This window comes from Streptococcus constellatus, from assembly GCF_902167705.1.
GTDB lineage: Bacteria > Bacillota > Bacilli > Lactobacillales > Streptococcaceae > Streptococcus > Streptococcus constellatus_A.
The window spans coordinates 58,635-84,272 of sequence record NZ_CABHMZ010000019.1 but is presented as its reverse complement, the minus strand read 5'-3'; the positions used below and the strand labels follow the sequence as shown (position 1 = coordinate 84,272).

Here is a 25,638-nt window from a genome sequence, read left to right as displayed (position 1 = left end):
CCACGAAAATGTTTAGCTTACAGAACTGCTTATGAAGCTCTAGTGGATGAGTTAGAGTAAATGTTGCACTTATTCTTGCAATTTATCAAAAATAAAAATGTAATTTTGTTTATTCCAGAAATAAACTATGAAACGCCAATTTGGAAAAAGAGGGCTGTACAGACTATCCCGAAGTTTCTAAATCTCATAGAAATGATAGGCTGTAGTCATTCATTGTATATAGAAAAGCCTAAAGAAATAGCAACTTTGCTTGAAAATAAAATGGAACTTGGGTCGTTCTTTTGAGAAAAGAGACTTTTTCTAGGACACATTTCAAGCGATAATCTTCCAGACTAAATCGTAACTGTTTGTTGGATTTAGTTTTTTTATTTCTATAATTTCTGTATTATTTTACTACTTACTTTCTTTATTTTTAGCTTCTTTTAAGAAAAAATTCAGTCACTTTTAAGAAAAAGTGGATATGATAGTTCCATTTAAAAGAAAGGACGTGATGAGATGAAAAAATCAAAGTTAAGTATATTTGTCTGATGAACCTTGGAATAAAGGGTCTAATTGTTACAATGCTCTTTGTAGTACAGTCTCTGAACGCTTAAAAAATAGAAAGAAGGAATTTGACAAGAATGAAACAAGAGAATGCAAGTAGAAAAGAGAAGATGATTGTAGTGGAAAAAAGTACGAAACGGTGGATGACTGTTGTAGCAAGCGGGTCACTCGCTGTTGGTCTTCTCGGTGGGCTAGGTATTGGTTCTTTGGCAACAAACGCACTCAATCAGCAAGCAAAAGTACAGACAAGTACGACAACTCAGGCACAGAATAACCAGCAACAGGGGAACCCAAATCAAGGTGGTCCGGGAATGCCTCCAGGAGGACAAAACGGAAATAGCCAAGGCGGTCCAAATGGAATGCCACCCCAACAAAATGACGACCAAAGTGATAATAGTAATAGCCAAAATGGATCAGGAAACGGTAGTAACTCAAAGAAAAAAGCTCCATCAAATGCTGACGGTTCGACTAAATCAGATAAGAATAGTAGTACGACAGAAAATAATGATTCAAATACAACAAATTCTTAATGTTTCAGAGAAAGTCATGATATAATAGAATCAGAACAATAGAAAGTTAGTAGATTTGATTTTTGGCAAGACAATGCGAAAGCATTACTTGGTTCATGATGAAGGGAGCGGGGCAGAACCAAACATTAAAAATGTTTAGTTCGTAGTCTTATTCCTGCAAGGTTCAGAGCATTGTTTTGAGCAATCAACTACTGTGTCGTTAGTTTCGTGCATAACGAATTTTGAAACTAGGGACTTTTGTTCCAGACTTGTATTTTAGAAGGAAAAGCGTATGATTAAGATTCTATTAGTAGAAGACGACCTCGGTCTATCTAATTCAGTATTTGATTTTTTAGATGATTTTGCAGATGTCATGCAAGTTTTTGACGGTGAGGAAGGATTGTACGAGGCTGAGAGTGGCGTATATGACCTTATCTTACTTGATTTGATGTTGCCAGAAAAAGACGGCTTCCAAGTATTGAAAGAATTGCGTGAAAAAGGTGTGACAACGCCAGTATTGATTATGACAGCCAAAGAAAGTTTGAATGATAAAGGACATGGATTTGAGCTAGGGGCTGATGATTATTTGACTAAACCATTTTATTTGGAAGAGTTAAAAATGCGGATTCAAGCTCTCTTGAAACGTTCTGGAAAGTTCAATGAAAACACCCTTTCTTATGGTGATGTCACTGTCAATTTATCAACTAACACTACACTTGTAGATGGAAATGAAGTAGAATTGCTCGGAAAAGAATTTGATTTGTTAGTTTATTTCTTGCAAAATCAAAATGTCATTCTACCGAAGACGCAGATTTTCGACCGCTTGTGGGGATTTGATAGTGATACAACGATTTCAGTTGTAGAAGTTTATGTCTCAAAAATCCGGAAAAAATTGAAAGGGACGACCTTTGCGAACAATCTTCAAACGCTTCGCAGCGTCGGATATATTTTAAAAGATGCTGAATAAACTGAAAAAAACATGGTATGCGGATGATTTTTCTTATTTCATTCGCAATTTTGGTATTTTTACTCTCATTTTCTCAGCTATGACCTTGATTATCATTCAGGTGATGCGCTCAAGCCTTTATACAACGGTCGATAATAACTTGAAGAGTTTAAGTCAAGATTCGGCTTCTGTAATTAACTTGGCGCTTGCTCGAAAAGTAGGGTTGGAGCAAAAGTCAGAAACTGAAGAACCTAAAGCCGAAACAGATGACAAAGAGCTGGCGGATAAACCAAATGTGAGTGCTAATACAGAAGTTATTTTATTTGATAAGAATTATAAGCCAATCATTACAAGCAATAATTTTTTGGGGCTTAATAAACTTTCCTTCAATAGCAAGCAATTGGATCGCATTCGACAAATTCAGGTAAAAAGCAACTATGGTCGACAAGAAACCTATCGGATGATTTTATTTGAAGTGAAAATCCCAAATTTTGAAACCAATGTCAAATACGCAGCGGTCTTTATCAATATCAGTCAGTTGGAACAAACTAGTCAAAATCATGAGCAGTTAATAGTCGTGGTGATGATTAGTTTCTGGGGAATTTCTCTGATTGCCAGCGTCTATCTCGCGCGGGTTAGTGTCAAACCTTTGTTGGAGAGTATTCAAAAGCAAAAGAGTTTTGTCGAAAATGCCAGTCATGAATTGCGCACACCTCTAGCTGTTTTGCAAAATCGTTTGGAGACTTTGTTTAGAAAACCAGAAGCCACCATTATGGAATCAAGCGAAAGCATTGCTTCTAGTTTGGATGAAGTGCGGAACATGAAAATGTTGACGACAAATCTGCTCAATCTAGCACGGCGTGACGATGGGATTAAGCCAGAAATTGGCGATGTCGAGCCAAATTTCTTTAATACGACCTTTACCAACTATGAAATGGTTGCCGCAGAAAATGGGAAAACTTTCCGATTTGACAATAGGATTCACCGTATGATTAAAACAGACAAGACCTTGCTGAAGCAATTGATGACGATTCTGTTTGACAACGCTCTGAAATATACAGATGAAGACGGTTTGATTGAATTGACAATTTCTGCAAATGATCGAAATTTGTTTTTAAAGGTTTCAGATAATGGTCCGGGGATTAGTACGGCAGATAAGAAAAAGATTTTTGATCGTTTTTATCGTGTTGATAAAGCACGGACTCGGCAGACAGGTGGTTTTGGTCTAGGCTTGTCGCTTGCAAAGCAAATCACAGAAGCCCTTAAAGGAACCATTACGGTGAAAGATAATAAGCCGAAAGGAACCATTTTTGAGGTGAAGATTGCCATTAGAACGGACAATAAAAAGAAGAAATAAGTCAGGAATAACCCCAAATATCCGTAGAGAAGGTTGTTTCGGAAGATGAGAAAAACACGAACAAAGTCAGAATTAGTTGTTGGCTATCTTGCTCTGTTCGTGTTTTTATCTTTTTTAAAAGCAGAGTTGAATGGTTGCGGCTGGGATGTCATTACTTTCGTCAGCCAAGCGGACGAGTTGTCTAACTTTTAGTTTATACCGTCAGCCGGGCGGACGAGTTGCCTGACTTTTGGTTTATGCTGTCAGCCAGGCGGACAGACTGCCTGACTTTTAGTTTATGTCGTCAGCCGAGCGGACAGAGTGCCTGACTTTTAGTTTATGCTGTCAGCCGGGCGGACAAGACTCCCAACTTTCGGTTTGCTTCGTCGCCCTAATCGACAGAGAGAACGAATTTGGGTTTCAATCTCGCTGTTGTTCCTTATTTATTGCACAGACCAAACACTAACTGACTTTTCTGCAACTGGGAAATCTGCCCAGCCGTCTTTTTTGATTGTCACGGTTGAAGTGCTGTTTCCTAAGTAATCTTTGAATTTCTTACCAGCCCAATTTTTGCCGACATACATGCGTTTTGAAGTCGCTTGATCGTTTGTTAAGATGACAGCAATCGGCTGTTCGTTGTCTTTGCCTGAACGGGTCCAAGCAATGCAATGCTCGTCGTCAAAATAATCTTTCTGTTCGCCATAGGCTAAGTTGAGGCGAATATCTAGTAATTTATCAAGAACTGTTTGGAAGCTATCTTGAGCGAATTCGCCTTTGATACCATAGTAGTCGCCATAGAAAACGCAAGGCAGACCGGCTTCACGCAACAAAATGAGAGCGTAAGCAGCAGGTTTAAACCATTCTTCAACAGTTGATTCCAGCGCTTGTCCACGTTGTGTGTCGTGATTATCGACAAAAGTAACAGCCGATTTAGGATGATTTTTGACAAGCGTTTGTTCAAAAATATTTCGCAAATCATAATCCGCCCCAGCGCGGCTAGCATCAAATAAATTGTGGTGCAGTTTGACATCTACGAGATCAAAACGATAGTCAATACTTCCTAAATAATCGTTATTTGCAGTTTCATCACCATTCCAAAACTCTCCAAAGACATAGAAGTCTTCTCCATACTTCGTCATAATGTCGCGGATAAAATTTCCCATAAAGAAAGAGTCGATATGCTTGATAGCGTCCAGTCTAAAGCCATGAATGCCGGTCGTTTCGATAAACCAATCTGCCCAATCATAAAGGTTTTGAATGACTTCTGGATGCTTAAAATCAAGGTCAGCATACATGAGATAGTCAAAATTGCCATTTTCATTATCAACCAAGTCATCATCTGCCCAGCCCTTATTATCCCCTTGAATGAGATAAATTCCTGATTGATTTCGTTTAGCATCATAATCCGTCCCAGTGAAGTGGTACCAATGCCATTCAAAATCATTGTATTTTTTATGGCGACCAGGGAAAGTGAACTTGGTCCAACCTGTAATTTCAAAAGGTTTAGAGAGTGCGACTGTACGATCATTTGGGTCAACTTCAATAACAGTAAATCGTTCTTTGTAATCCGCTGCTGCCTTGTGATTTAAAACGACATCTGCAATGGGTTCAATTCCATTTTCTTTGAGTGCCTTGATTGCGTTCAAATAGTCTTCCTTAAAGCCATACTTTGTCCGAACGGTTCCTTTTTGGTCAAATTCGCCCAAGTCAAATAAGTCATAAATGCCATAGCCGACATCGTTAGAACTAGTTGCTTTGAAAGCAGGTGGCATCCAAACTCTGCGGATACCTTTAGAAGCTAGATGTGGAGCGTCTTTTGCCAAGCGATTCCAATGTTGTCCGTCATTTGGCAGATACCATTCAAAATATTGCATCAATGTTTGATTTTTCATACGAGATACCTCTTTCTTGTCTTGTTGGCTATTATTTTATCAAAATAATCCCCTCAACGCAAACGTTTGCGTAAAATTTATAAAATTAGAAGGTGAAAATAGATTGAAACTGTTATTTTGAAGGTATATAATAAGGCTAGTGAGCTATTTTTATAAAAAGTTGAAGGAGCCGTTGATGAAAAATAGAATTCAAGATATTTTTGATAAGAGCATGGCGATTGAGAGTTTCACGCATACGGATTCGGAAAGAAATATTGAAAATTTTCTCAATCAATATATTGGCAGTCTGCCGTATTTTCAGGAGCATTCGGATTACTTTGGCACCTATCAGATTTCGGATGATCTTTTTCATCGTAGTGTGAATTGGGCTTTGGTAAAACGTCCTTGTGCAGATACAGTGATTTTGTTTCACCACCATGATACAGTTGATATCGAGGACTTTGGCAATTTAAAAGAAATTGCTTTTGATAATCTTGCTTTGAAAAAAGCTTTAGCGAGTTCTTCACTGGGTCAAGATGTGTTAGAAGATATAGTTTCTAACGAATGGCAGTTTGGTCGCGGGTCATGTGATATGAAAGCAGCGTTGGCTTTGCAATTGGGAGTAGTAGCAGAATATGCGAGCAAAGCAGAAGGAGAAGTGAATCTTCTTTATTTATCAGTTGGAGATGAGGAATCCTATTCTCAGGGAATGCGAGCTGCTATAGGTTTGCTTTCCGATTTGAAGAATAAATTTCATCTGAATTATATCTTGGCTATTGACTCGGAACCATTTGAAAGTCCTTCAGCTCAAGAAAAAGTACTGCATGTTGGAACAGTTGGAAAAATGATGCCTGTCGTGGTTACGCAGGGTATTCTTTCCCACATGAAAGAACCTCTCAAAGGTATCAATGCTGTATCGCTTCTAGCAAAAGTAGTGGAAAAAATTGATCTCAATCCCCTTTTGTCGGATTCGATTTATGGAGAGCAAGCTCCTTTGCCTTCGTGGTCTTACATGCGTGATTTGAAGGAAAATTATGATGTGTCAACTGTTCTCAGAGCAGCAGCTTATTTTAGTGTTCTTTATTTAGATAAAAGTCCAAAAGAGCTAATGACGACGATTCAACAACTTTGTCACGAAGCTGTTGATGAATTTTATGAGCGTTATCAGGCTTTGCAGGTGACTTATAAAGAGGATAAAAAAGTCACAAAACCTCATGTATTGACTTATGAAGAGTTAATACAGTTATGTCAAAAGAAGGCTGGATTTGAAGAATTCATGCACAAGGTAGACCAATCTGCTTATAAAGCATTTCAAGCGGGCTCAAGCTATCAAGAAATAACCATTGCAACTATTCAAAAGGTATTAGATTTCTATGATAAAAAGGAAGCAGTTGTTGTGCTGGCTATTGCACCGCCTTATTATCCTTCTATGAATTGCCGGCATCTGAAAAATAGCGTGGTTGATATTGAAAAACTCATTGCACTTTATAGTGGATACTTATCTGACACAGAGACTGGTCGTCTCGCAGTAGAAGAGTTCTTTATGGGAATTTGTGATATTAGTTACTGTGCTTTAGAAAAATCTGTTGAAGAATATCAGAAAATTATCGAGAGTATGACTGTCCCTGAACATTTATATTCGATTGATTTTGAGAAAATTCAGGACATCAATGTCCCCGGCATCAATCTGGGACCCCGGGGAAAAGATTTACATCAGTTGACAGAACGCGTCTATGAAAAGGATATGTTGGAGACGATTCCTCAATTTCTGTTATATTTGCTAGAACATATTGACAGCATTAAAAAATAAAAAACAAGAGCTATATTCTTAACTGATTTGAATATAGCTCTTGTTTTTTATGAAAATTGCGCTAAAAAGTTATCTAGTTCTTTTTGATTGTGAAGGATTATCCATTTATAAGAGTACATTTTTTGAAGTTTTTCATATCGTTTCCGAATGTTCATCGTTCGTCCGTCATGTAAAATCCAGCGGATAAATTCCCAATCAAACTTTTCAGGACAGCCTTGTGCTATACTGTCTCTGACCTTACCTCTGTTCTTGGAATAACGCTTTGCAGCCCGTAAAAGACAGCTCCAACGCGAGAAATTTAAAAAGATAATTTGGTCTGCTTGCTCCATTCTCTCTTCATAGTAGCAGGAGCTATAGTTTCCGTCTATTACCCAGCTTTCTTTGGTTTCTAAAAAAATCTTAACTTGCTCTTGCATCCAGCTTCGGTCACTCATTTCCCAATTGGGTAAAAATTGTAGTGTGTCTAAATGCAATTTTGGAATAGAGTAATACTGGGCTAATTTGGTCGCTAAAGTAGATTTTCCTGACCCAGAATAACCAATGATTGCAATTTTCATATATAGCCTTTCTATTTTCAGCAACAAAAAAAGCTCCTTTGAGCTCTTTTTACGTTATGCAGATTATTTTGCAAGTTTTGTAGCAAGACGTGCTTTATCGCGGCTCGCTTTGTTTTTGTGGATCAAACCTTTAGTTTCTGCTTTATCGATAGCTGAGCTTGCAGCGCGGAAAAGTTCTTCAGAAGGGTTTGCTTCAAATGCTTTAATTGCAGAACGCATAGCTGATTTTTGAGCTGAGTTTTTTTCGTTTTGTTTAACGTTTAATTCAGCGCGTTTGATAGCTGATTTAATATTTGCCAATGTTTTCACCTCCAATGATATACTAACTATCTAATTATATATGAAAAGTTGAGATTTGACAAGCCTTTTTATTTTTTTAAGTAAATTTCATCAATCTCATGATTTTCTGTCTTATGAAGAATAATTTCAGCTCGGTTGCGTGTTGGTTCAATATAATCCTGTAAATTGACAAGGTTAATAGATTTCCAGACATTTTGAGCAAATTCCATAACTTTGTTTTCTGGCTGAGAAGTAAAAGGATGATAATAGTTATTTGGATCTTCTTTTGCTAAAGTGAGCAATTTTTTAAAGCGGTCCAGATACCAAGTTTCGATATTTTCAACTTCTGCATCCACGTAAATCGAAAAATCAAAGAAATCCGTCATATAGAGGCGTTCATTTTGTGGATTTTGGAAAACATTGATACCTTCAACGATGACAAAATCTGCAGCCGTAACAGACTGTTTTTCGTCTGGAACAATATCATAAATTTCATGTGAATAAACGGGAATTTGGTAGTTCTGTCCATTTTTGATATTGTCAAGAAAATCAAGCAGCAGCTCCATGTTATAACTTTCTGGAAAGCCTTTACGCTTGAGAAGATTTTGCTCTTGTAAGTGAGTATTTGGATAAAGAAATCCGTCAGTTGTTACCAATTCAACGGTTGCATTTGAAAATGTCCGAGATAAAAGTATTTGCAACAGCCGACTGGTAGTAGATTTTCCAACAGCAACACTTCCAGAGACACCGATAATAAATGGTTGGCGCTTGCTTTCTTTCTGCAAAAAAATCCCTTTTGAGAATGCCAAATCTTCTTTTGAACGCTTATAAATCTGGATGAGATTGGTCAAGGGCAGATAAACATCTGTCACATCTTGAAGACTGATCTTATCATTGAAACTTTTGATAGAATTCAACTCTTTTTGTGTCAAAGGCGGGGTTGTTTTACGATGCAGATTTTGCCAAGTTTTTCGACTAATTTTTTCAAAATGGATAAATTCGTTCGTCATATTTACTCCTATAGTTGACAAATAGTATAACATATTTTTGATAAAATTGTAAACGGTTTACAAATAAAAGGTCTTTATGTTAAAATAGTTTTATGACTAAAATGTATTTCGCAGAAAATCCAGATGCAGAACATGATATTCACGAATTGAAGGTTCAACTTCTGGGGCAAAATATGACTTTCTTGACTGATGCAGGCGTCTTTAGTAAGAAAATGATTGATTATGGCAGTCAAGCTCTTTTAAGGTGCCTTAATTTTCATAAGCAAGAAAGCGTATTAGATGTTGGTTGTGGCTATGGAACACTAGGACTTACTTTAGTCAAGGCTAAAGAAGTTGAAGCGATCCTTGTTGATATAAATCAGCGTGCTCTTGATTTAGCTCGTCAAAATGCTGAGCGCAATCAAGTTCTAGCTACGATTTTTCAATCTAATCTTTATCAAAATGTAGAAGGGAGATTTCATCACGTTATCAGCAATCCACCAATTCGAGCTGGTAAACAGGTCGTTCATGAGGTGATTGCAGGAAGCTATGCGCACTTACTAGACGGGGGCGACTTGACGATTGTGATTCAAAAAAAACAAGGGGCACCAAGTGCAAAAGCTAAGATGGAAGATGTATTCGGAAACTGCGAAATTCTAAAAAAAGATAAGGGATATTATATCCTTAGAAGTAGGAAGGAAATATGAGGGCAGTTGATGTTATTCAGAAAAAGCGGGACGGCTTAGAATTAACCAGCGATGAAATCAAGTGGTTAATTGAAGGATATGTTGCCGGAACTGTGCCAGATTATCAAATGTCGGCTTTTGCAATGGCAGTATATTTTAAAGGTATGAGCACTCGCGAGATTTCTGATTTGACGATGACTATGGTAGGGACAGGTCAGCAAATTGATTTGTCGGCTATTTCGGGAATCAAGGTTGATAAGCATTCGACCGGAGGCGTGGGCGACAAGGTAACGCTTGTACTGGTGCCTTTGGTAGCTAGTTTTGGTGTGCCCGTTGCTAAAATGAGCGGTCGTGGACTTGGTCATACAGGAGGAACACTTGACAAATTAGAATCCATTAAAGGATTTCAGATTGAGCGCAGCCAAGAAGAATTTATTAAGCAGGTACAAGACATCGGATTGTCCGTTATTGGTCAGTCAGATCAGTTGGTGAAAGCTGATAAATTACTTTATGCGTTGCGTGATGTAACAGCGACCGTTGATACCATTCCTTTGATTGCAAGTTCCGTTATGAGCAAGAAAATCGCCGCTGGTGCGGATAGTATTTTGCTAGACGTGACAGTTGGTGAAGGTGCATTTATGAAAAATATAGAAGATGCACGTGCTTTAGCTCGGACCATGGTTGATTTAGGAAAGGCAGTTGGACGTAGGACGACAGCTGTTATCACTGATATGAGTCAGCCTCTGGGAACTAGCATTGGTAATCGATTAGAAATCCTTGAAGCCTTGGATATTTTGCAAGGAAAAGGTCGGGAAGATGTGACAGAATTTATTTGTGAATTGGGTCAAATCATGCTTGGCTTAGCGAATATTGAAAAAACGGTGGACGAAGTTCGAGAACATTTATTTGATGGTTCAGCTCTTCAAAAATTTGAAGCCATGGTTAAGGCGCAAGGTGGCGATTTAGAAGATTTGTACCGCCCTTCTTCAGCAAAATATGTTGTGGAAGTGACTGCGGATGAAGCAGGTTATATTTCTGAATTGCCAGCTATGGAATTTGGTTTATTTGCTATGCGGCTAGGTGCAGGCCGAGCGGTGAAAACGGATGCCTTAGACTTTGAAACAGGAATTGTTTTTGAAAAGAAAGTCGGAGAATCGCTCAAAATTGGTGAAATTGTCGCAAAAATTTATGCAAATGAAAAAATTTCACAAGAACTAGTTACAGAATTTAAAAAAAATGTTAAAATGAGTAATGAACCCAAAAAAGTTCAAGAGATTATTGAAGTAATCGCTTAACTTACAGGAGAACCGAAAATGAAGTTAAATAAATACATAGATCATACGCTTTTGAAACCAGATGCTCAACAAGAGCAAATTGAAAAATTGATTGAAGAAGCAAGAGAATATGATTTTGCAAGTGTTTGTGTCAATCCAACTTGGGTAGGCTTTGCAGCAGAAGGATTACGTGATACAGATGTCAAAGTTTGTACCGTTATTGGCTTCCCTTTGGGAGCAAATACACCAGCTGTGAAAGCTTTTGAAGCAAAAGATGCTATCAAAAATGGAGCGGACGAGGTAGATATGGTTATCAATATCGGTGCTTTGAAATCCCAAAATCTGGTTTTGGTAGAAGAAGACATTGCAGCAGTAGTAGAAGCAAGTGGTGATACACTTGTAAAAGTAATTATTGAAGCTTGCTTGTTGACAGATGAAGAAAAAGTTGTAGCGTGTCAATTGGCTAAAGCAGCTGGTGCAGACTTTGTGAAAACCTCAACTGGATTTTCAACTGGAGGAGCTACTGTTCATGATGTGGCGTTGATGAGAAAAACAGTTGGTCCAGATATGGGAGTCAAAGCTTCAGGCGGAGCTCGTTCGTATGAAGATGCAGTTGCATTTATCGAAGCAGGTGCAACGCGTATCGGAGCTTCTTCTGGTGTAGCCATTATGAAAGGAGAAAAAGCTAGTGGCGACTACTGAGTTGATTGATCTAGCGATTGAGACAAGTAAAAAAGCTTACGTTCCTTATTCTCATTTTCCAATTGGAGCCGTACTAGTAGCTAAAAATGGTCAGATTTTTACAGGCGTAAACATTGAAAATGCTAGTTTTGGTTTGACAAATTGTGGAGAACGTACAGCTATTTTTAAAGCTATTTCAGAAGGCATTACGGAGTTTGAGGAACTAATCGTTTATGGTGAAACCCAAAAACCCGTTTCTCCGTGTGGAGCTTGTCGTCAAGTAATGGCAGAATTTTTTTCTCAGGATTTAAAGGTGACACTTGTTGCCAAAGATAAATCGACGGTCGTGATGACGGTCAAGGAATTACTTCCGTATTCTTTTACTAACTTGGATTAGTTGGTAAAAATGGTCAGTTGACCAAAGTTAATTTTGCAACCTTGTTGCACATCTTATTTAGGAGGTTCAGAAATGAACAAGAAACAATGGCTAGGCCTTGGTCTAGTAGCTGTCGCAGCATTCGGACTTGCTGCATGTGGTAACCGTGCATCTAAATCAGATAATAAAGATGCAAAGACAGATTTAAAAGCTGCAATCATTACAGATACAGGTGGTGTGGATGATAAATCATTTAACCAATCAGCTTGGGAAGGTTTGCAAGCTTGGGGTAAAGAAAATGGTTTAACAAAAGACCATGGATTTACTTATTTCCAATCTACTAACGAATCTGAGTATGCAAACAACTTGGAACAAGCCGCTTCTAGCGACTACAAATTAGTATTTGGTATCGGATTTGCTCTTCGTAATGCAGTAGAAGCTGCTGCAAAGGATCACTCTGATATTAACTATGTTATCATTGACGATGAAATCAAAGGTCAAAAGAATGTAGCATCTGCACTCTTTGCTGATAACGAAGCCGCTTACCTTGCAGGTGTAGCTGCTGCAAAAACAACTAAAACTAAGATGATTGGTTTTGTTGGTGGTATCAAAGGCGCTGTTTTGACGCGTTTTGAAAAAGGTTTTGAAGCAGGTGTGAAATCTGTTGATCCATCTATTAAGATTGATGTGAAATATGCTGAAAGCTTTGGTGATGCTTCTAAAGGTAAAACTATCGCAGCAGCTCAATATGCAGCTGGTGCAGACGTTGTTTATCAAGTAGCTGGTGGTACTGGTGCTGGTGTATTCAACGAAGCAAAATCTATCAACGAAACTAGAAATGAATCTGAAAAAGTTTGGGTTATCGGTGTTGACCGTGACCAAAACGATGAAGGTAAATACAAATCTAAAGACGGCAAAGAATCTAACTTTGTTTTGGCATCTACTTTAAAACAAGTTGGTGGTACTGTAAAAGATATTGCTAACAAAACAGCAAAAGATAAATTCCCAGGAGGAAAAACTACAACTTACGGTCTTAAAGACGGTGGAGTAGATTTGACAACTAAGAACTTATCAGATGATGCTAAAAAAGCTGTCGAAGATGCAAAAGCAAAAATCCTTGACGGAAGCATTAAAGTACCTACAGAATAAATAAAACATGACACTCAAGAAGCGACCTTCGTGGGTCGCTTTTTTGAGATTGAGACAACTTTTGTCTCAGTAAAGCTGACTAATCTTTTAGTGAGTTTTACTGAAATAAAATAATTTCTGAAAGGAATCAATCATATGGCACATGAGAATGTCATTGAAATGCATGAAATAACCAAAATTTTTGGTGAATTTGTCGCAAATGATAAAATCAACCTTAATTTAAGACGCGGTGAAATTCATGCACTTTTAGGAGAAAACGGAGCGGGAAAATCCACTCTGATGAATATGTTGGCTGGATTGCTTGAGCCAACAAGTGGTGAGATTACTGTGAATGGAAAATCAGTGACAATTGATTCTCCGTCGAAATCAGCATCTTTAGGAATCGGGATGGTTCACCAGCATTTCATGTTGGTAGAGGCTTTTACGGTTGCTGAAAATATCATCTTGGGTAGTGAAACGACCAAAAATGGTGTCTTAGATATTCGAAAGGCAATCAAAGACATCAAGGAACTATCTGAAAAATATGGTCTAGCTGTAGATCCGACTGCAAAAGTCGAAGATATTTCAGTTGGTGCACAACAGCGTGTTGAAATTTTGAAAACATTGTATCGTGGCGCAGATATCTTGATTTTTGACGAACCAACAGCAGTATTAACTCCTTCAGAAATTGAAGAACTAGAACATATCATGAAAAATCTAGTTAAAGAAGGAAAATCCATCATTTTGATTACGCACAAATTGGATGAAATTCGTGCTGTTTCAGATCGTGTTACCGTTATCCGTCGTGGTAAGAGTATTCAAACCGTTGAGATTGGCGGAGCAACGAATAAAGATCTTGCCGAAATGATGGTCGGGCGTTCAGTATCCTTTACAACTGAAAAAGAGGCTTCAAACCCTAAAGAAGTTATTCTATCCATTAAAGATTTGGTCGTTAATGAAAATCGTGGTGTGCCTGCTGTTAAAAATTTGTCTTTAGATGTGCGAGCTGGTGAGATTGTCGGAATCGCTGGGATTGATGGCAATGGACAAAGCGAACTAATCCAAGCAATCACAGGTCTTCGGAAGGTAAAATCAGGAAGCATTACTATAAAAGGCAAAGAAGTCATGGGTCTCTCTCCAAGGAAGATTACCGAAATGCAAGTTAGTCATGTTCCAGAAGATCGACATCGCGATGGCTTAGTTTTGGATATGATGCTTTCTGAAAACATGGCTCTACAAACCTATTATAAGGAGCCATTAAGCAAAAATGGAATCTTAAATTACAACAATATCACGTCTTATGCGCGCAAGCTAATGGATGAATTTGATGTTCGTGCCGCAAGTGAAACGGTTCCAGCATCTGCTCTTTCAGGAGGAAATCAACAAAAAGCCATTATTGCTCGAGAAATAGATCGTAATCCTGATCTTTTAATCGTTAGCCAACCAACTCGTGGATTGGACGTTGGAGCGATTGAATACATTCACAAACGTTTGATTGAAGAACGTGATAAAGGTAAAGCAGTACTTGTTGTCAGCTTTGAACTAGATGAAATTCTGAATGTTTCAGACCGTATCGCTGTTATCCATGATGGTAAGATTCAAGGTATTGTTACTCCAGCAGAAACTAATAAGCAAGAGCTGGGTATCTTGATGGCTGGTGGTGAAATTAAGAAGGGAGATTCAAATGACTAAGAAAACACAGCAAATTGCGGTGCCTTTGATTTCAGTTGTTCTTGGGATTTTACTCGGTGCCATCATCATGTGGATTTTTGGCTATGATGCTATCTGGGGCTATGAGGAACTGTTCAAAGCTGCCTTTGGTACTGTTCGAAGCATTGGTGAAATTTTCCGAGCAATGGGTCCACTTATTTTAATTGCTCTTGGATTTGCAGTAGCAAGTCGGGCTGGCTTCTTTAATGTCGGCTTGCCAGGGCAAGCTTTAGCTGGTTGGATTTTGAGTGGCTGGTTTGCACTTTCTTTTCCTAACCTTCCACGTCCTATTATGATTCTTGCGACGGTTGTCATTGCAGCAGTAGCTGGCGGAATTATCGGTGCTATTCCTGGTATTCTTCGTGCTTATTTGGGAACGAGTGAAGTTATTGTGACCATTATGATGAACTACATTGTTCTTTATGTTGGAAATGCAATGATTCATAGTCTCCCAAAGAGTGTTATGCAAAGTATTGACTCAAGTGTTAAAGTTGGAGCCAATGCAACCTATCAAACAGAATGGTTGCGAGCACTGACAAATAATTCACGGATGAATATTGGAATCTTCTTTGCAATCATTGCCGTTGCTCTGATCTGGTTTATGTTGAAAAAAACAACACTTGGATTTGAAATCCGCTCTGTCGGCTTAAATCCAAATGCGAGTGAATATGCAGGTATGTCTGCTAAACGGACGATTATTCTTTCAATGATTATCTCGGGTGCCCTTGCTGGTGTCGGGGGTGTTGTTGAAGGGCTTGGAACTTTCCAAAATGTCTATGTACAAGGAAGTTCTCTCGCTGTCGGCTTTAATGGTATGGCTGTCAGCCTACTTGCAAATAACTCACCAATTGGTATTCTCTTTGCAGCTTTCTTATTTGCTGTGCTTCAAGTCGGAGCCCCAGGTATGAATACCGCAACGATTCCAGCTGAGTTGGTCAATATTGTAACAGCGTCTATCATTTTCTTCGTAAGTATTCATTATATCATTGAACACTTTATCAAACCAAGAAAACAAGCAAAAGTAAAGGGAGGAAAATAAGATGAATTTTGTAACAATGTTAAGTCTGTTAGTTTCCTCTATGCTCATTTATGCAGCGCCTTTAATCTTTACAAGTATTGGCGGTGCATTCTCCGAACATGCCGGAGTTGTCAATGTCGGACTTGAAGGTATTATGGTTATGGGAGCTTTCTCAGGAGTTGTCTTTAATCTTACCTTTGTCAATACTTTTGGAAATTTGACTCCTTGGCTTTCACTTTTAGTCGGTGGTATTGTGGGTCTAATCTTCTCACTCATCCATGCTGTAGCGACTATCAATTTCCGTGCGGACCATGTTGTTAGTGGTACAGTGCTCAATTTGATGGCACCTGCATTAGCAATTTTCTTGGTAAAAGCTTTTTATAACAAAGGACAAACTGATAATATTCAAGTATCATTTGGTAAATTTAATTTTCCATTATTATCAGATATTCCTGTCATTGGAGATATCTTCTTTAAACATACCAGTTTAATGGGATATATTGCAGTAGCATTTGCCTTTCTAGCTTGGTTCATTATGTTTAAGACGAAATTTGGGCTTCGTTTACGTTCTGTAGGGGAGCATCCACAAGCGGCTGATACATTGGGAATCAATGTTTATCTCATGCGTTATTACGGTGTGATGATTTCAGGTTTCCTTGGCGGTGTCGGTGGTGCGATTTATGCGCAGTCTATCTCAGTAAACTTTGCTGCGACAACGATTATCGGACCAGGCTTCATCTCACTAGCTGCGATGATCTTTGGTAAATGGAATCCAATTGGTGCCATGCTTTCAAGTCTCTTCTTTGGACTATCTCAAAGTTTGGCTGTTATCGGAAGTCAATTGCCATTCTTATCACACGTACCAGCAGTTTATTTGCAAATTGCACCGTATGTATTAACCATTGTTGTATTAGCAGCATTCTTTGGAAAAGCTGTTGCACCAAAAGCAGATGGTGTTAATTATATCAAATCCAAATAATTTATTGCAAAAAGCCAAGTTACTGTTCAAAGTAGCTTGGCTTTTTTTCTACAACAATCATTCTACGAATAGTTGTTTTTAAAGTTACTTACATAAAATAGACAATAGCAAGGTATTGAAGTGCAGATGCAGCTAGGATAAAGAGGTGCCAAATCATGTGGAAATATGGTTTTTTCTTGGCATAAAATCCTGCACCAACCGTGTAGCAGAGTCCTCCAGCTAACATCAAGCCCCAGAAAATAGGTCCCGTTTGACCAATGATTTGCGGAATAATCAGAATCACTAACCAACCCATAATAAGATAAAGTGCTAAGCTGAATTTTTCATTAACTTTTTTAGCAAATATTTTATACAAAATACCAAAAATGGTCGTTCCCCATTGAATTGTGATGATAAGGTAGCCCAGCCAATTGTTCATGAGAGATAGTACGACTGGTGTGTAACTTCCAGCAATAGCGATATAAATCATTGAATGGTCGATAATTCGTAAGATATACTTATGAGTGGAACCGTAACTCATTGAATGGTAAATCGTTGAGGAAAGAAACATCAGAAATAAACTGATGACAAAAATTGAAACTCCGACAGCGGCAAGTACACCATGCTCTTCATAGCTGTAAATGGCTGAGATGGGAAGTAAAACCAGCATGATGACAGCGCCGACAGCATGAGTAACTGCATTGGCGATTTCCTCTACAAAGCTTAGTCGCTTGCTAAGTTTAAAGGTTTGGTTCATCTTTTGTCCTCCTTTCCAAGGATAAAGCAAGATCTTTCGTTTGATGAAATAATTTCACTGTTTGACAAGCTGCTTCAATAGCAAGTGCAGTATTGTCTGCTTTTTCTTCTCGCATACAATAGACAAATTCATTATAGAGAGTAGCAGAATCCTTTTCGTTTACCAAAAGCTGAATCGTCTTGATAATATCCGGTATTGGAAAGACAGGTTTTAACGTCGTCAATACAATCAAACGAGCAATTTGTACGCGATTGTATTTTTTCTTAATTGGCTTCGGGATGTGAGCGTGTTTCACATAGTTATTAACCATAGCAGCGGTTAAGGATTTATCTGTGCCATGAAAGGCTTGTTCGTTTACACCATTCACATAAAGGAGAACCTGATCAAGATAGAGATCCAAGTCAGGTAATTCTTCCCAAGTTGGGAATTTTGTGATTTCCAAAATATTCACCTCTTTCTTATCTGGTCTTTATAACTAGATTATATGATAACAAATGTCTAATGTCAAGAGAAAAATCAGTTGTTCTGCAAAATAACTTTTGATACAATAAGATTATGAAAATTTTAATTCCAACTGCAAAGGAAATGAATCTTAGCCTTAAACCTCAGGGGAAATGTTTTCTTTCGGAGCAAACAAAAACAATTGTAGCTAGTCTGTCACAGTATTCTATTGAAGAATTAGCGCATTTCTATCATATTAGTCTGGAACGAGCAGAAGAAGAGTACATTCATCTTCAACAATTAAAAAATGAGCAGGCCTTGACTTATCCAGCTTTGCATTTATTTGATGGTCTTATGTATCGAAACATCAAAAGAAGGGATTTAACGGAGAAAGAGTCGAGGTATATAGACAACCATTTGTTCATCACCTCTAGTCTATATGGTATTATGCCAGCTATGGCATTGATTTCACCTCATCGATTGGATTTTTTAGCGAAATGCACTATTTCAGGCAAAAGCCTGAAAAATTATTGGCGCAATGATTATGATGCAGCTATTTCAGACGAGGAAATGATTTTATCTCTGCTATCAAGTGAGTTTGAGACAGTGTTTTCCAAATCTATACGCGATAAGATGCTTCGGTTTAAATTTTTAGAAGACAGAGAAGGGAGTTTGAAAGTTCACTCAACTATTTCTAAAAAGGCTCGTGGTCAATTTTTAACTGCCTTAATTGAAAATCAAATAACAACGAAAGAAGAAATCAAGCAATTGCAATTTGCAGGCTTTGCCTTGCGAGAAGATTTATCCACCATAGATACTTATGTCTTTGTCAAGGAAAATAAACAAAAAACGGAATGATATAAAAGCGTCATTCCGTTTTGGGTTATTTTTAGTTAATCGCTGCTAATAATGCTTCAGCTTGGGCTGCGAGTTCAGCTTGCTTTTCTTCAGAAACTGTCAATTGACCAGTTCCCCATGCTTCTGGGTTCACAGCAACACCAGTGAATGGTTCAACGACATTCATGCGAATAAATGGAAGGAGGCTGCGATAATGTTTGAAAACTTCATCTGGAGAAGTTCCATTTGCTACAGAGGAAACTGTTACAAGCTTTTCGTTGAGAGCAGAAGGTCCAGCAGGCTCTGAAAGATCAAGAGCACGTGATAGCCAGTCTAAAAGATTTTTTACGACTCCTGGGATTGCCCAGTTATAAGTTGGGGAGAAAATCCAGACAGCGTCAGCGGCAAGAATTTCTTCGCGAGCTTTGGCAACAGCAGCAGGAGCTGGGCTTTCAATATCTTGGTTGAAAAATGGAACATCTTTGAAATCAAGATAAGAAACTTCAGCTTTGTCAGCAAGAATGTTTTCAGCCTGAGTAGCTAATTGATGATTGAATGAGCCTTGACGAAGAGACCCGACGATAAATAGTACTTTTTTAGACATATAAGTCACTCTCCTTTTCTTTTGTACCTGTTTATGTTACAACAAATATCACTAGTTAGCAAGAAATTAGCTCAAATTTTTAAATTTTTTTAAAATCCGAATCAAATCTTCTTTATCTTGCTCTGTTAAAATCCTTAATCCTTGCTGGATATTTTGAATATGCTCTGGGAGCACCGTTTCAATTTTGCTACGTCCTTCTGGGGTCAATCCGACTAAAAAAGAACGCCGATCAGATGGATCACAGGTTCGAAAAATCCAGCCATTTCGTATCATATTTTTTATGACAACAGTCATATTTCCAGATGTAGCAAGCATTTTATCAATTAAGTCTTGAATGCGTAAGTTCCCTTTGCTATAAAGAGTTTCTAAGACTGAAAATTGAGTGGGAGTCAGATTGTGTTGTTTTGCTGCTTGGCTTTCAAAATGCCGAATGGTGCGAATTGCTTTATTTAAAACACTCATTGTTTTTAAATCAAGACGATTTTCCTGTAAAAGATTTGTTAGTTTGTCCATATCTGTATTTTATCAATAAGTAGTAATAAAATCAAATTTTAGAAAAAGATAGAAAAAAATCCTTATTTATAGTATAATGGACGAGTGAAAAATAGAAGAAAAAATGATAAAATTTTCGTTATTTGGCAATATATTATCGGAAGTGTGATAGTTTTAGCCGTTCTCACTTTTTCTTTTCTTTACATTTTAAATCTATCTATGACTCCTTATCAATCTGCTAAGGAAACAGCTAGCAAAATCGCTCGCGAATACGCAGATTTGGATGAAGTGGATCGCTTTGCTATCTATAACGGCAAAAAGAGTTATTATAGTCTTTTGGGGAAGAATCGTAAAAAGACACAGCTTGCTGTTTTGATAGAAGCTGATAGTGATAAAATCTATACTTATGAGTTGTCTAAAGGAATTAGTCAAGAAAAAGCAGAAAAAATCGCTCGAGATAGTGGCGCCAAACAAATTGATAAAGTAACATTTGGCTATATAAATGAGCAGCCAATCTGGGAAATTAAATCCGAAACAACTTATTACAATGTCGGATTTGAAACGGGAGGGTTACTCAGTAAGGAGGGGCTATGATATTATCAAATCGTGTTTTAAATATGGAAGAAAGTGTAACCTTAGCAGCAGCAGCGCGCGCAAAAGCTTTAAAAGCACAAGGGCGTGATATCCTTTCGCTGACTTTGGGAGAGCCAGATTTTCCTACTCCGAAGAATATTCAAGATGCAGCTATCTCTGCAATAAAAGACGGTAGAGCTAGCTTTTATACGGTTACTAGTGGTTTGCCTGAATTAAAGGAAGCAATTGTAGCTTATTTTGCAAAATACTATGGTTATACGATTAAACCAAGTCAAGTGACTGTTGCAACGGGTGCAAAGTTCTCCCTTTACACCTTTTTTATGAGTGTCATCAATCCAGGTGATGAAGCGATTATTCCGGCACCGTGTTGGGTTAGTTATGGCGACCAGATTAAGATGGCAGAAGGGATACCAGTTTTTGTTCAAGCGACGGAAGCAAATCATTTCAAAGTGACCGTTGAGCAATTAGAGGCTGCTCGGACAGAGAAAACGAAAGTTTTGGTGCTCAATTCTCCTTCTAATCCAACGGGAATGATTTATACTGCTGAAGAGTTATTAGCGATAGGTAATTGGGCTGTAGAGCATGATATTCTCATTTTGGCAGATGATATTTATGGTCGCTTGGTTTACAATGGAAATGAATTTACACCGATTTCGAGTCTGTCTGAAGCTATTCGCAAGCAAACAATTGTTATCAATGGTGTATCTAAGTCGTATTCGATGACTGGTTGGAGACTTGGTTATGCTGTTGGAGAACCTGAAATCATTGCAGCGATGAGTAAAGTGGCTGGACAAACGACTTCTAATCCAACTGCTGCTTCTCAATATGCGGCAATTGAAGCTTTAAAGGGTCCTCAAGATACTGTTGAAGCCATGCGTCAGGCTTTTGAAGAACGTCTCAATATCATTTATCCTTTGCTTGCAGAGGTTCCTGGTTTTGAAGTGGTGAAACCGCAAGGAGCTTTTTACCTCTTTCCAAATGTAAAAAAAGCAATGGAAATGAAAGGCTATTCAGATGTGACAGAGTTTACAACAGCAATTCTAGAAGAAGTAGGTGTCGCTCTTGTAACAGGTGCTGGCTTTGGTGCGCCAGAGAATGTTCGTCTTAGTTATGCGACGGATATGGATACTTTAAAAGAAGCGATTAAACGTCTTCACCAATTTATGAAAAAAATAAAATAGAAAAGAGAAAAAACGTGTCAACAAAATATACTTCAATTATTGATGTTAAAAATCATGTCGGAGAAGAAGTGACGATAGGTGCTTGGGTTGCCAATAAATCAGGAAAAGGAAAGATTGCTTTTCTGCAATTGCGCGACGGGACTGCCTTTTTCCAAGCTGTGGCTTTCAAGCCAAATTTCCTTGAAAAATTTGGCGAAGAAGAGGGTTTGAATAAATTTAATATCATCAAACACTTGAACCAAGAAACATCTGTTTTGGTAAAAGGGATCGTCAAAGAAGATGAGCGTTCAAAATTTGGATATGAATTAGACGTGACGGATATTGAAATTGTTGGAGAGTCTAATGATTATCCTATCACACCAAAGGAGCACGGAACAGACTTTTTGATGGACCACCGCCACTTATGGCTGCGTTCACGCAAGCAAATGGCAATTATGCAAATTCGCAACGCGATTATCTATGCTTCCTATGAATTTTTTGACCGCAATGGCTTTATCAAATTTGATAGTCCGATTTTATCAGGAAATGCAGCGGAAGATTCCACAGAGCTTTTTGAAACAGATTATTTTGGAACTCCTGCCTTTCTAAGTCAATCTGGGCAACTTTACTTAGAAGCAGGTGCTATGGCACTTGGTCGTGTATTTGACTTCGGTCCTGTTTTCCGTGCTGAAAAGTCTAAAACACGGCGCCACTTGACAGAATTCTGGATGATGGATGCGGAATATCCCTTCGTCACTCATGACGAGTCGCTTGATCTTCAAGAGGCTTATGTGAAGGCTTTGATTCAAGGAGTTCTGGATCGTGCACCACATGCGCTTGAAGTGTTGGAACGTGATACTGATCTTCTTAAAAAATACGTGGCAGAACCCTTCAAACGTATTTCTTACGATGAAGTAATTGACCTTTTACAAGAACATGAGAATGATGAAAATGCAGAGTACGAGCATATCGAACGAGGGGATGATTTCGGTTCACCGCATGAAACTTGGATTTCAAACTATTTTGGTGTGCCAACGTTCGTTGTGAACTACCCTGCTAGCTTTAAGGCTTTCTATATGAAACCTGTTCCTGGAAATGAAGAACGTGTTCTTTGTGCAGATCTTTTAGCACCAGAAGGCTATGGAGAAATCATTGGTGGTTCTGCTCGTGAAGAAAATTATGAAACATTATTAACGAAGATTGAAGAAAATGGTTTAAATCCCGATGATTATGCTTTCTACCTTGACCTTCGTAAATATGGATCTGTACCGCATGCTGGATTTGGACTTGGTTTGGAACGTATGGTGACATTTGTTGCAGGAACGAAACACATCCGTGAAGCCATTCCATTCCCACGTATGCTCCACAGAATTGAACCTTAGGAAATGTAAAAACGCCGATTGGCGTTTTTTTAAAAATTAAAAGATTATGAAAAATGAGCAAGTAAGAAAATTGAACAGAAAGTTCAGTTTCTTCTTGATAAAGGAAAAAGTATGTTTAGGAGAAGTTATAAAAGAAATATTCCTCTCATGGCTGGAGTGGAGTTTTTAGGATTTTTGGGTATTACAAGTTTTTGGATTTTATTTCTCAGTCAAAATGGAATGTCTTTACTGCAAATTGGACTTTTAGAAAGTATATTTCATGCAACTGGCGTCATTTTTGAAATTCCGTCAGGCATGTTGGCAGATCGATTTTCTTATAAAACCAATCTGTATTTAAGCCGTTCGGCAGGCATTTTATCATCTGTTTTAATGTTGATAGGGCAAGGAAACTTTTGGATATATGCAATCGCAATGATGGCCAATGCTTTGTCCTACAATTTTGATTCAGGAACGAGCTCTGCACTGTTATATGACTCCGCTATAGAAGCGGACTTAAAAGATCGTTATTTGAAAATATCAAGCTTGATGTCAGGCGTTTCAGAAGCAGCAATTTCTTTAGGAACGGTGTTAGCTGGATTATTTGTACATGGATATTTGTATATTACTTATTATATCATGATTGCAGTTTCTATTATTGTTTTAATCCTGATTTGGTTCATAAAAGAACCAACGCTTAAAAGGAAAACTGATGAAGTGGTCACGATGAAGAAAATAATCCTGACGGTAAAAGAAGAAATGAAAAGTAATCCCAGTCTTTTTACGTGGATGATGACTTTTCAATTCGTTGGAACAATGATGTGTATGTTTTATTTTTACTATCAAAAACAATTACCGAATTTAGCTGGATGGCAAATTTCGACAGTTATGTTGATTGGCAGTGTCTTAAATATTTTGGCAGTTTCTATTGCTAGTAAGATTGGGAAAACATGGCATTCTTTTCGGATTTTTCCAGTAGTTGTCAGTTTAACAGGAATGGCTTATGTGCTGTCATTTTTGGGGACGCCATTTATATATATCCTTGTTTATTTGACGACAAATACTTTGTATGCCATGTATCAACCAATATTTTACAATGACTTGCAACAGTATTTACCAAGTTCAGCCAGAGCGACCATGTTAAGTATTGCTTCAATGATGTTCAGTTTCAGCATGATTATCATTTTTCCAATTGTTGGTTGGCTGATTGACAGTTTTGGCTTTGATCAGACTTTTATTGGATTAGGGTTAGTCCTTATCTTACTAACGCCGCTTTTAGTGATTGTTTTCCAAATGATTCGTAAACAATTGAAATCAATCAAAAATTAGTCCATTATTTATTATCTGCAGGAGTGAATTGTATCTAATTTTTAATGAATGCAACAGTTGTTACTGCTTATGAAATAATAAAGAAAACTATATCCTTGTTTACACAACTACAAAATAAAATTATCAAATTTATGAAAATTTTGTTTAAAAATAATATATATATTGTAGTTAGTATAAACTGCTATATAATTCCTTAGTTTTATAGAAATGATAGGAGGAAAACATTGTGCGCGATAATCATCTTCATACTTACTTTTCTTACGATTCAGATGCTGATTTCAGAGATTATTTGGAACATTACGACGGTGAAATCGTGACGAGTGAACATCTGGATTTGTCTAATCCCTATCCGTATGATGCAGGCTCTCCTCATGATGATATTCCTGATTATGAGTCTTATTCTAGAAAAATAGCTGCTCTCAATCGGAAATACGGAAATCGAATCAAAAAAGGGATTGAGATTGGCTATTATAGACCACGAAAGAAAGATATTTTAGCTTTCTTAGAAAATAAAAATTATGATTTAAAACTGTTGTCTGTTCACCATAATGGGAAGTTCGATTACTTAGAAGAACCTGCTTTGCAATCTGATAAAATGAAAGTGATTCCAGCTTACTTTAAAGAAATGGAAGAAGCTATTGAAAGTATTCTAGCTGATGTTTTGGCTCATTTTGACTATGGTTTTCGCAAGTTCAATGTGACGGTTGAAGAATTGAAAAACTTTGAACCTCAACTCCGCACCCTTTTTCAAAAAATGATAGATTACGACTTAGCATTTGAACTGAATGGCAAGTCTATGTATCTCTACAATCATGAAGATATTTACATCTATGCTCTATCTTTGGTGAAAGAATTGGGAGGAACAAAGTATTCTGTTGGCTCTGATGCTCATACGTTAGAACATTTTCGCTTGAATTTCGACCGAATCCAGCAAATCCTAACGGAATTTGGCATAGACGAAGGAATGTTACTATAAAAAAGGGGGGTTAGAACAAAAAGTTCTTAACCTCCGATTATATTTGTTTTAGATTGCAAGGTGTAGTAGTTGTCGGACATGGAAGCGTCATAACAAATATTCATATTCTCTGATAATTAAACCATTTTCAAACTCGAAAATATCACAGGATAGTTGACCAAAATCATTTTTGAGAATAGTAACAATCCGATTTTCATTAGTTGAAAAAGTATGCAAGCAGGAAAATTGAACGTTACTATGATGATAGGCTTGCTGAATCTTCAGAAGATAATCGTCTATTCCATGAATGGTTGAAACTTCTCGCCCGTGCAATTCCCAGATAATTTCAGGATGTAAAAAATTTTGGTAAGTTTTCCAATCTCTTTGATTTTCTGCTTGAAAGAATAAGGTTAGTTTTTCTAAATTTGTCATCAATGAGC

Annotated in this window: 28 protein-coding genes; 19 read left to right on the top strand and 9 right to left on the bottom strand. The window is 37.7% G+C overall.

Going from position 1 to position 25,638, the window contains the following annotated elements:
* Positions 1–620 precede the first annotated feature (620 nt).
* The 4 genes from FQ204_RS05825 (at position 621) to FQ204_RS10495 (ending at position 3,547) form a co-directional block, all read left to right on the top strand.
* On the top strand, positions 621–1,073 hold the full coding sequence (locus tag FQ204_RS05825) for a hypothetical protein (RefSeq protein ID WP_144209784.1): 453 nt from the start codon (positions 621–623) through the stop codon (positions 1,071–1,073).
* 271 nt (positions 1,074–1,344) lie between these two features.
* Positions 1,345–2,019 (top strand): response regulator transcription factor, encoded by a 675-nt coding sequence (locus FQ204_RS05820; protein ID WP_003024352.1) that lies wholly within the window; start codon positions 1,345–1,347, stop codon positions 2,017–2,019.
* Positions 2,009–3,355: a sensor histidine kinase gene (locus FQ204_RS05815; protein ID WP_144209781.1), complete on the top strand. Its 1,347-nt coding sequence runs from the start codon at positions 2,009–2,011 to the stop codon at positions 3,353–3,355. The genes FQ204_RS05820 and FQ204_RS05815 overlap by 11 nt, the downstream gene beginning before the upstream one ends.
* A gap of 45 nt (positions 3,356–3,400) precedes the next feature.
* Positions 3,401–3,547, top strand: coding sequence for a hypothetical protein (locus FQ204_RS10495; RefSeq protein WP_186286796.1), 147 nt, complete (start codon positions 3,401–3,403; stop codon positions 3,545–3,547).
* Positions 3,548–3,777: 230 nt separating this feature from the next.
* Here the strand turns inward: FQ204_RS10495 and FQ204_RS05810 are convergent, their stop codons facing one another.
* A complete protein-coding gene (locus tag FQ204_RS05810) occupies positions 3,778–5,226 on the bottom strand; it encodes an alpha-amylase (protein WP_144209776.1) in 1,449 nt (482 codons plus the stop codon).
* Positions 5,227–5,401: 175 nt separating this feature from the next.
* Here FQ204_RS05810 and FQ204_RS05805 point away from each other — a divergent pair, with 175 nt between their 5' ends.
* Complete coding sequence (locus FQ204_RS05805; protein WP_144209773.1) at positions 5,402–7,015, top strand: M20/M25/M40 family metallo-hydrolase; 1,614 nt, start codon at positions 5,402–5,404, stop codon at positions 7,013–7,015.
* 47 nt (positions 7,016–7,062) lie between these two features.
* On the opposite strand, the gene FQ204_RS05800 is transcribed toward FQ204_RS05805, so the two are convergent.
* The 3 genes from FQ204_RS05800 to coaA form a co-directional block, all read right to left on the bottom strand.
* Positions 7,063–7,572, bottom strand: a complete 510-nt coding sequence (locus FQ204_RS05800) for a DNA topology modulation protein (protein WP_144209770.1) — start codon at positions 7,570–7,572, stop codon at positions 7,063–7,065.
* A gap of 63 nt (positions 7,573–7,635) precedes the next feature.
* Positions 7,636–7,872: a 30S ribosomal protein S20 gene (rpsT, locus tag FQ204_RS05795; protein WP_006269392.1), complete on the bottom strand. Its 237-nt coding sequence runs from the start codon at positions 7,870–7,872 to the stop codon at positions 7,636–7,638.
* Between the two features lie 68 nt (positions 7,873–7,940).
* Complete coding sequence (coaA, locus tag FQ204_RS05790; RefSeq protein WP_144209767.1) at positions 7,941–8,861, bottom strand: type I pantothenate kinase; 921 nt, start codon at positions 8,859–8,861, stop codon at positions 7,941–7,943.
* Between the two features lie 92 nt (positions 8,862–8,953).
* Here coaA and FQ204_RS05785 point away from each other — a divergent pair, with 92 nt between their 5' ends.
* The 8 genes from FQ204_RS05785 (at position 8,954) to FQ204_RS05750 (ending at position 16,692) form a co-directional block, all read left to right on the top strand.
* Positions 8,954–9,547: a class I SAM-dependent methyltransferase gene (locus FQ204_RS05785; protein ID WP_144209765.1), complete on the top strand. Its 594-nt coding sequence runs from the start codon at positions 8,954–8,956 to the stop codon at positions 9,545–9,547.
* Positions 9,544–10,821 carry a pyrimidine-nucleoside phosphorylase gene (locus tag FQ204_RS05780; RefSeq protein ID WP_144209762.1) on the top strand — a complete coding sequence of 426 codons (1,278 nt, stop codon included), beginning with the start codon at positions 9,544–9,546 and terminating at the stop codon, positions 10,819–10,821. Before FQ204_RS05785 ends, FQ204_RS05780 begins: the two co-directional genes overlap by 4 nt.
* Before the next feature lie 18 nt (positions 10,822–10,839).
* Positions 10,840–11,502 (top strand): deoxyribose-phosphate aldolase, encoded by a 663-nt coding sequence (gene deoC, locus FQ204_RS05775; RefSeq protein WP_144209759.1) that lies wholly within the window; start codon positions 10,840–10,842, stop codon positions 11,500–11,502.
* Positions 11,489–11,878 (top strand): cytidine deaminase, encoded by a 390-nt coding sequence (locus FQ204_RS05770; protein WP_144209755.1) that lies wholly within the window; start codon positions 11,489–11,491, stop codon positions 11,876–11,878. The genes deoC and FQ204_RS05770 overlap by 14 nt, the downstream gene beginning before the upstream one ends.
* Positions 11,879–11,950: 72 nt before the next feature.
* Entirely contained in the window at positions 11,951–13,006 is a 1,056-nt protein-coding gene (locus FQ204_RS05765) for a BMP family protein (protein WP_144209752.1), read from the top strand.
* 135 nt (positions 13,007–13,141) lie between these two features.
* Entirely contained in the window at positions 13,142–14,677 is a 1,536-nt protein-coding gene (locus FQ204_RS05760; protein ID WP_144209749.1) for an ABC transporter ATP-binding protein, read from the top strand.
* On the top strand, positions 14,670–15,734 hold the full coding sequence (locus FQ204_RS05755; RefSeq protein ID WP_144209746.1) for an ABC transporter permease: 1,065 nt from the start codon (positions 14,670–14,672) through the stop codon (positions 15,732–15,734). The genes FQ204_RS05760 and FQ204_RS05755 overlap by 8 nt, the downstream gene beginning before the upstream one ends.
* 1 nt (position 15,735) lies before the next feature.
* Positions 15,736–16,692 carry an ABC transporter permease gene (locus tag FQ204_RS05750; protein ID WP_144209743.1) on the top strand — a complete coding sequence of 319 codons (957 nt, stop codon included), beginning with the start codon at positions 15,736–15,738 and terminating at the stop codon, positions 16,690–16,692.
* 88 nt (positions 16,693–16,780) lie between these two features.
* Here the strand turns inward: FQ204_RS05750 and trhA are convergent, their stop codons facing one another.
* Together trhA and FQ204_RS05740 are read right to left on the bottom strand one after the other, a co-directional pair.
* Entirely contained in the window at positions 16,781–17,428 is a 648-nt protein-coding gene (gene trhA / locus FQ204_RS05745) for a PAQR family membrane homeostasis protein TrhA (protein ID WP_144209740.1), read from the bottom strand.
* The gene (locus tag FQ204_RS05740) at positions 17,412–17,870 is read right to left on the bottom strand and encodes a DUF1836 domain-containing protein (RefSeq protein ID WP_144209737.1); all 459 of its coding nucleotides are present in this window, start codon (positions 17,868–17,870) and stop codon (positions 17,412–17,414) included. The genes trhA and FQ204_RS05740 overlap by 17 nt, the downstream gene beginning before the upstream one ends.
* 113 nt (positions 17,871–17,983) lie before the next feature.
* Here FQ204_RS05740 and yaaA point away from each other — a divergent pair, with 113 nt between their 5' ends.
* Positions 17,984–18,727: a peroxide stress protein YaaA gene (gene yaaA, locus FQ204_RS05735; RefSeq protein WP_144209734.1), complete on the top strand. Its 744-nt coding sequence runs from the start codon at positions 17,984–17,986 to the stop codon at positions 18,725–18,727.
* Positions 18,728–18,758: 31 nt separating this feature from the next.
* On the opposite strand, the gene FQ204_RS05730 is transcribed toward yaaA, so the two are convergent.
* A complete protein-coding gene (locus FQ204_RS05730) occupies positions 18,759–19,310 on the bottom strand; it encodes an NADPH-dependent FMN reductase (RefSeq protein WP_144209731.1) in 552 nt (183 codons plus the stop codon).
* A 66-nt stretch (positions 19,311–19,376) separates the two neighbouring features.
* A complete protein-coding gene (locus FQ204_RS05725; protein ID WP_144209728.1) occupies positions 19,377–19,823 on the bottom strand; it encodes a MarR family winged helix-turn-helix transcriptional regulator in 447 nt (148 codons plus the stop codon).
* Positions 19,824–19,907: 84 nt separating this feature from the next.
* On the opposite strand from FQ204_RS05725, the gene FQ204_RS05720 reads away from it, so the two are divergent.
* From FQ204_RS05720 to FQ204_RS05700, 5 genes are all read left to right on the top strand, one after another.
* Positions 19,908–20,396, top strand: a complete 489-nt coding sequence (locus tag FQ204_RS05720; protein WP_144209725.1) for a DUF5590 domain-containing protein — start codon at positions 19,908–19,910, stop codon at positions 20,394–20,396.
* Positions 20,393–21,577, top strand: coding sequence for a pyridoxal phosphate-dependent aminotransferase (locus tag FQ204_RS05715; RefSeq protein ID WP_144209722.1), 1,185 nt, complete (start codon positions 20,393–20,395; stop codon positions 21,575–21,577). The genes FQ204_RS05720 and FQ204_RS05715 overlap by 4 nt, the downstream gene beginning before the upstream one ends.
* A gap of 14 nt (positions 21,578–21,591) precedes the next feature.
* Positions 21,592–22,938, top strand: coding sequence for an asparagine--tRNA ligase (gene asnS, locus FQ204_RS05710; RefSeq protein WP_144209719.1), 1,347 nt, complete (start codon positions 21,592–21,594; stop codon positions 22,936–22,938).
* A 111-nt stretch (positions 22,939–23,049) separates the two neighbouring features.
* On the top strand, positions 23,050–24,243 hold the full coding sequence (locus FQ204_RS05705) for an MFS transporter (RefSeq protein WP_144209716.1): 1,194 nt from the start codon (positions 23,050–23,052) through the stop codon (positions 24,241–24,243).
* Positions 24,244–24,469: 226 nt separating this feature from the next.
* Positions 24,470–25,219 carry a PHP domain-containing protein gene (locus FQ204_RS05700; protein ID WP_144209713.1) on the top strand — a complete coding sequence of 250 codons (750 nt, stop codon included), beginning with the start codon at positions 24,470–24,472 and terminating at the stop codon, positions 25,217–25,219.
* An 87-nt stretch (positions 25,220–25,306) separates the two neighbouring features.
* On the opposite strand, the gene FQ204_RS05695 is transcribed toward FQ204_RS05700, so the two are convergent.
* The gene (locus tag FQ204_RS05695) at positions 25,307–25,630 is read right to left on the bottom strand and encodes a nuclear transport factor 2 family protein (protein ID WP_144209710.1); all 324 of its coding nucleotides are present in this window, start codon (positions 25,628–25,630) and stop codon (positions 25,307–25,309) included.
* Positions 25,631–25,638: the final 8 nt, after the last annotated feature.

Excerpts from the sequence above, each read along its gene's own strand:
- FQ204_RS05825 (WP_144209784.1), top strand. The coding sequence starts at position 621 with ATGAAACAAGAGAATGCAAGTAGAAAAGAGAAGATGATTGTAGTGGAA.
- FQ204_RS05820 (WP_003024352.1), top strand. The coding sequence starts at position 1,345 with ATGATTAAGATTCTATTAGTAGAAGACGACCTCGGTCTATCTAATTCA.
- FQ204_RS05815 (WP_144209781.1), top strand. The coding sequence starts at position 2,009 with ATGCTGAATAAACTGAAAAAAACATGGTATGCGGATGATTTTTCTTAT.
- FQ204_RS10495 (WP_186286796.1), top strand. The coding sequence starts at position 3,401 with ATGAGAAAAACACGAACAAAGTCAGAATTAGTTGTTGGCTATCTTGCT.
- FQ204_RS05810 (WP_144209776.1), bottom strand. The coding sequence starts at position 5,226 with ATGAAAAATCAAACATTGATGCAATATTTTGAATGGTATCTGCCAAAT.
- FQ204_RS05805 (WP_144209773.1), top strand. The coding sequence starts at position 5,402 with ATGAAAAATAGAATTCAAGATATTTTTGATAAGAGCATGGCGATTGAG.
- FQ204_RS05800 (WP_144209770.1), bottom strand. The coding sequence starts at position 7,572 with ATGAAAATTGCAATCATTGGTTATTCTGGGTCAGGAAAATCTACTTTA.
- coaA (WP_144209767.1), bottom strand. The coding sequence starts at position 8,861 with ATGACGAACGAATTTATCCATTTTGAAAAAATTAGTCGAAAAACTTGG.
- FQ204_RS05785 (WP_144209765.1), top strand. The coding sequence starts at position 8,954 with ATGACTAAAATGTATTTCGCAGAAAATCCAGATGCAGAACATGATATT.
- FQ204_RS05780 (WP_144209762.1), top strand. The coding sequence starts at position 9,544 with ATGAGGGCAGTTGATGTTATTCAGAAAAAGCGGGACGGCTTAGAATTA.
- deoC (WP_144209759.1), top strand. The coding sequence starts at position 10,840 with ATGAAGTTAAATAAATACATAGATCATACGCTTTTGAAACCAGATGCT.
- FQ204_RS05765 (WP_144209752.1), top strand. The coding sequence starts at position 11,951 with ATGAACAAGAAACAATGGCTAGGCCTTGGTCTAGTAGCTGTCGCAGCA.
- FQ204_RS05760 (WP_144209749.1), top strand. The coding sequence starts at position 13,142 with ATGGCACATGAGAATGTCATTGAAATGCATGAAATAACCAAAATTTTT.
- FQ204_RS05755 (WP_144209746.1), top strand. The coding sequence starts at position 14,670 with ATGACTAAGAAAACACAGCAAATTGCGGTGCCTTTGATTTCAGTTGTT.
- FQ204_RS05750 (WP_144209743.1), top strand. The coding sequence starts at position 15,736 with ATGAATTTTGTAACAATGTTAAGTCTGTTAGTTTCCTCTATGCTCATT.
- trhA (WP_144209740.1), bottom strand. The coding sequence starts at position 17,428 with ATGAACCAAACCTTTAAACTTAGCAAGCGACTAAGCTTTGTAGAGGAA.
- yaaA (WP_144209734.1), top strand. The coding sequence starts at position 17,984 with ATGAAAATTTTAATTCCAACTGCAAAGGAAATGAATCTTAGCCTTAAA.
- FQ204_RS05730 (WP_144209731.1), bottom strand. The coding sequence starts at position 19,310 with ATGTCTAAAAAAGTACTATTTATCGTCGGGTCTCTTCGTCAAGGCTCA.
- FQ204_RS05725 (WP_144209728.1), bottom strand. The coding sequence starts at position 19,823 with ATGGACAAACTAACAAATCTTTTACAGGAAAATCGTCTTGATTTAAAA.
- FQ204_RS05715 (WP_144209722.1), top strand. The coding sequence starts at position 20,393 with ATGATATTATCAAATCGTGTTTTAAATATGGAAGAAAGTGTAACCTTA.
- FQ204_RS05705 (WP_144209716.1), top strand. The coding sequence starts at position 23,050 with ATGTTTAGGAGAAGTTATAAAAGAAATATTCCTCTCATGGCTGGAGTG.
- FQ204_RS05695 (WP_144209710.1), bottom strand. The coding sequence starts at position 25,630 with ATGACAAATTTAGAAAAACTAACCTTATTCTTTCAAGCAGAAAATCAA.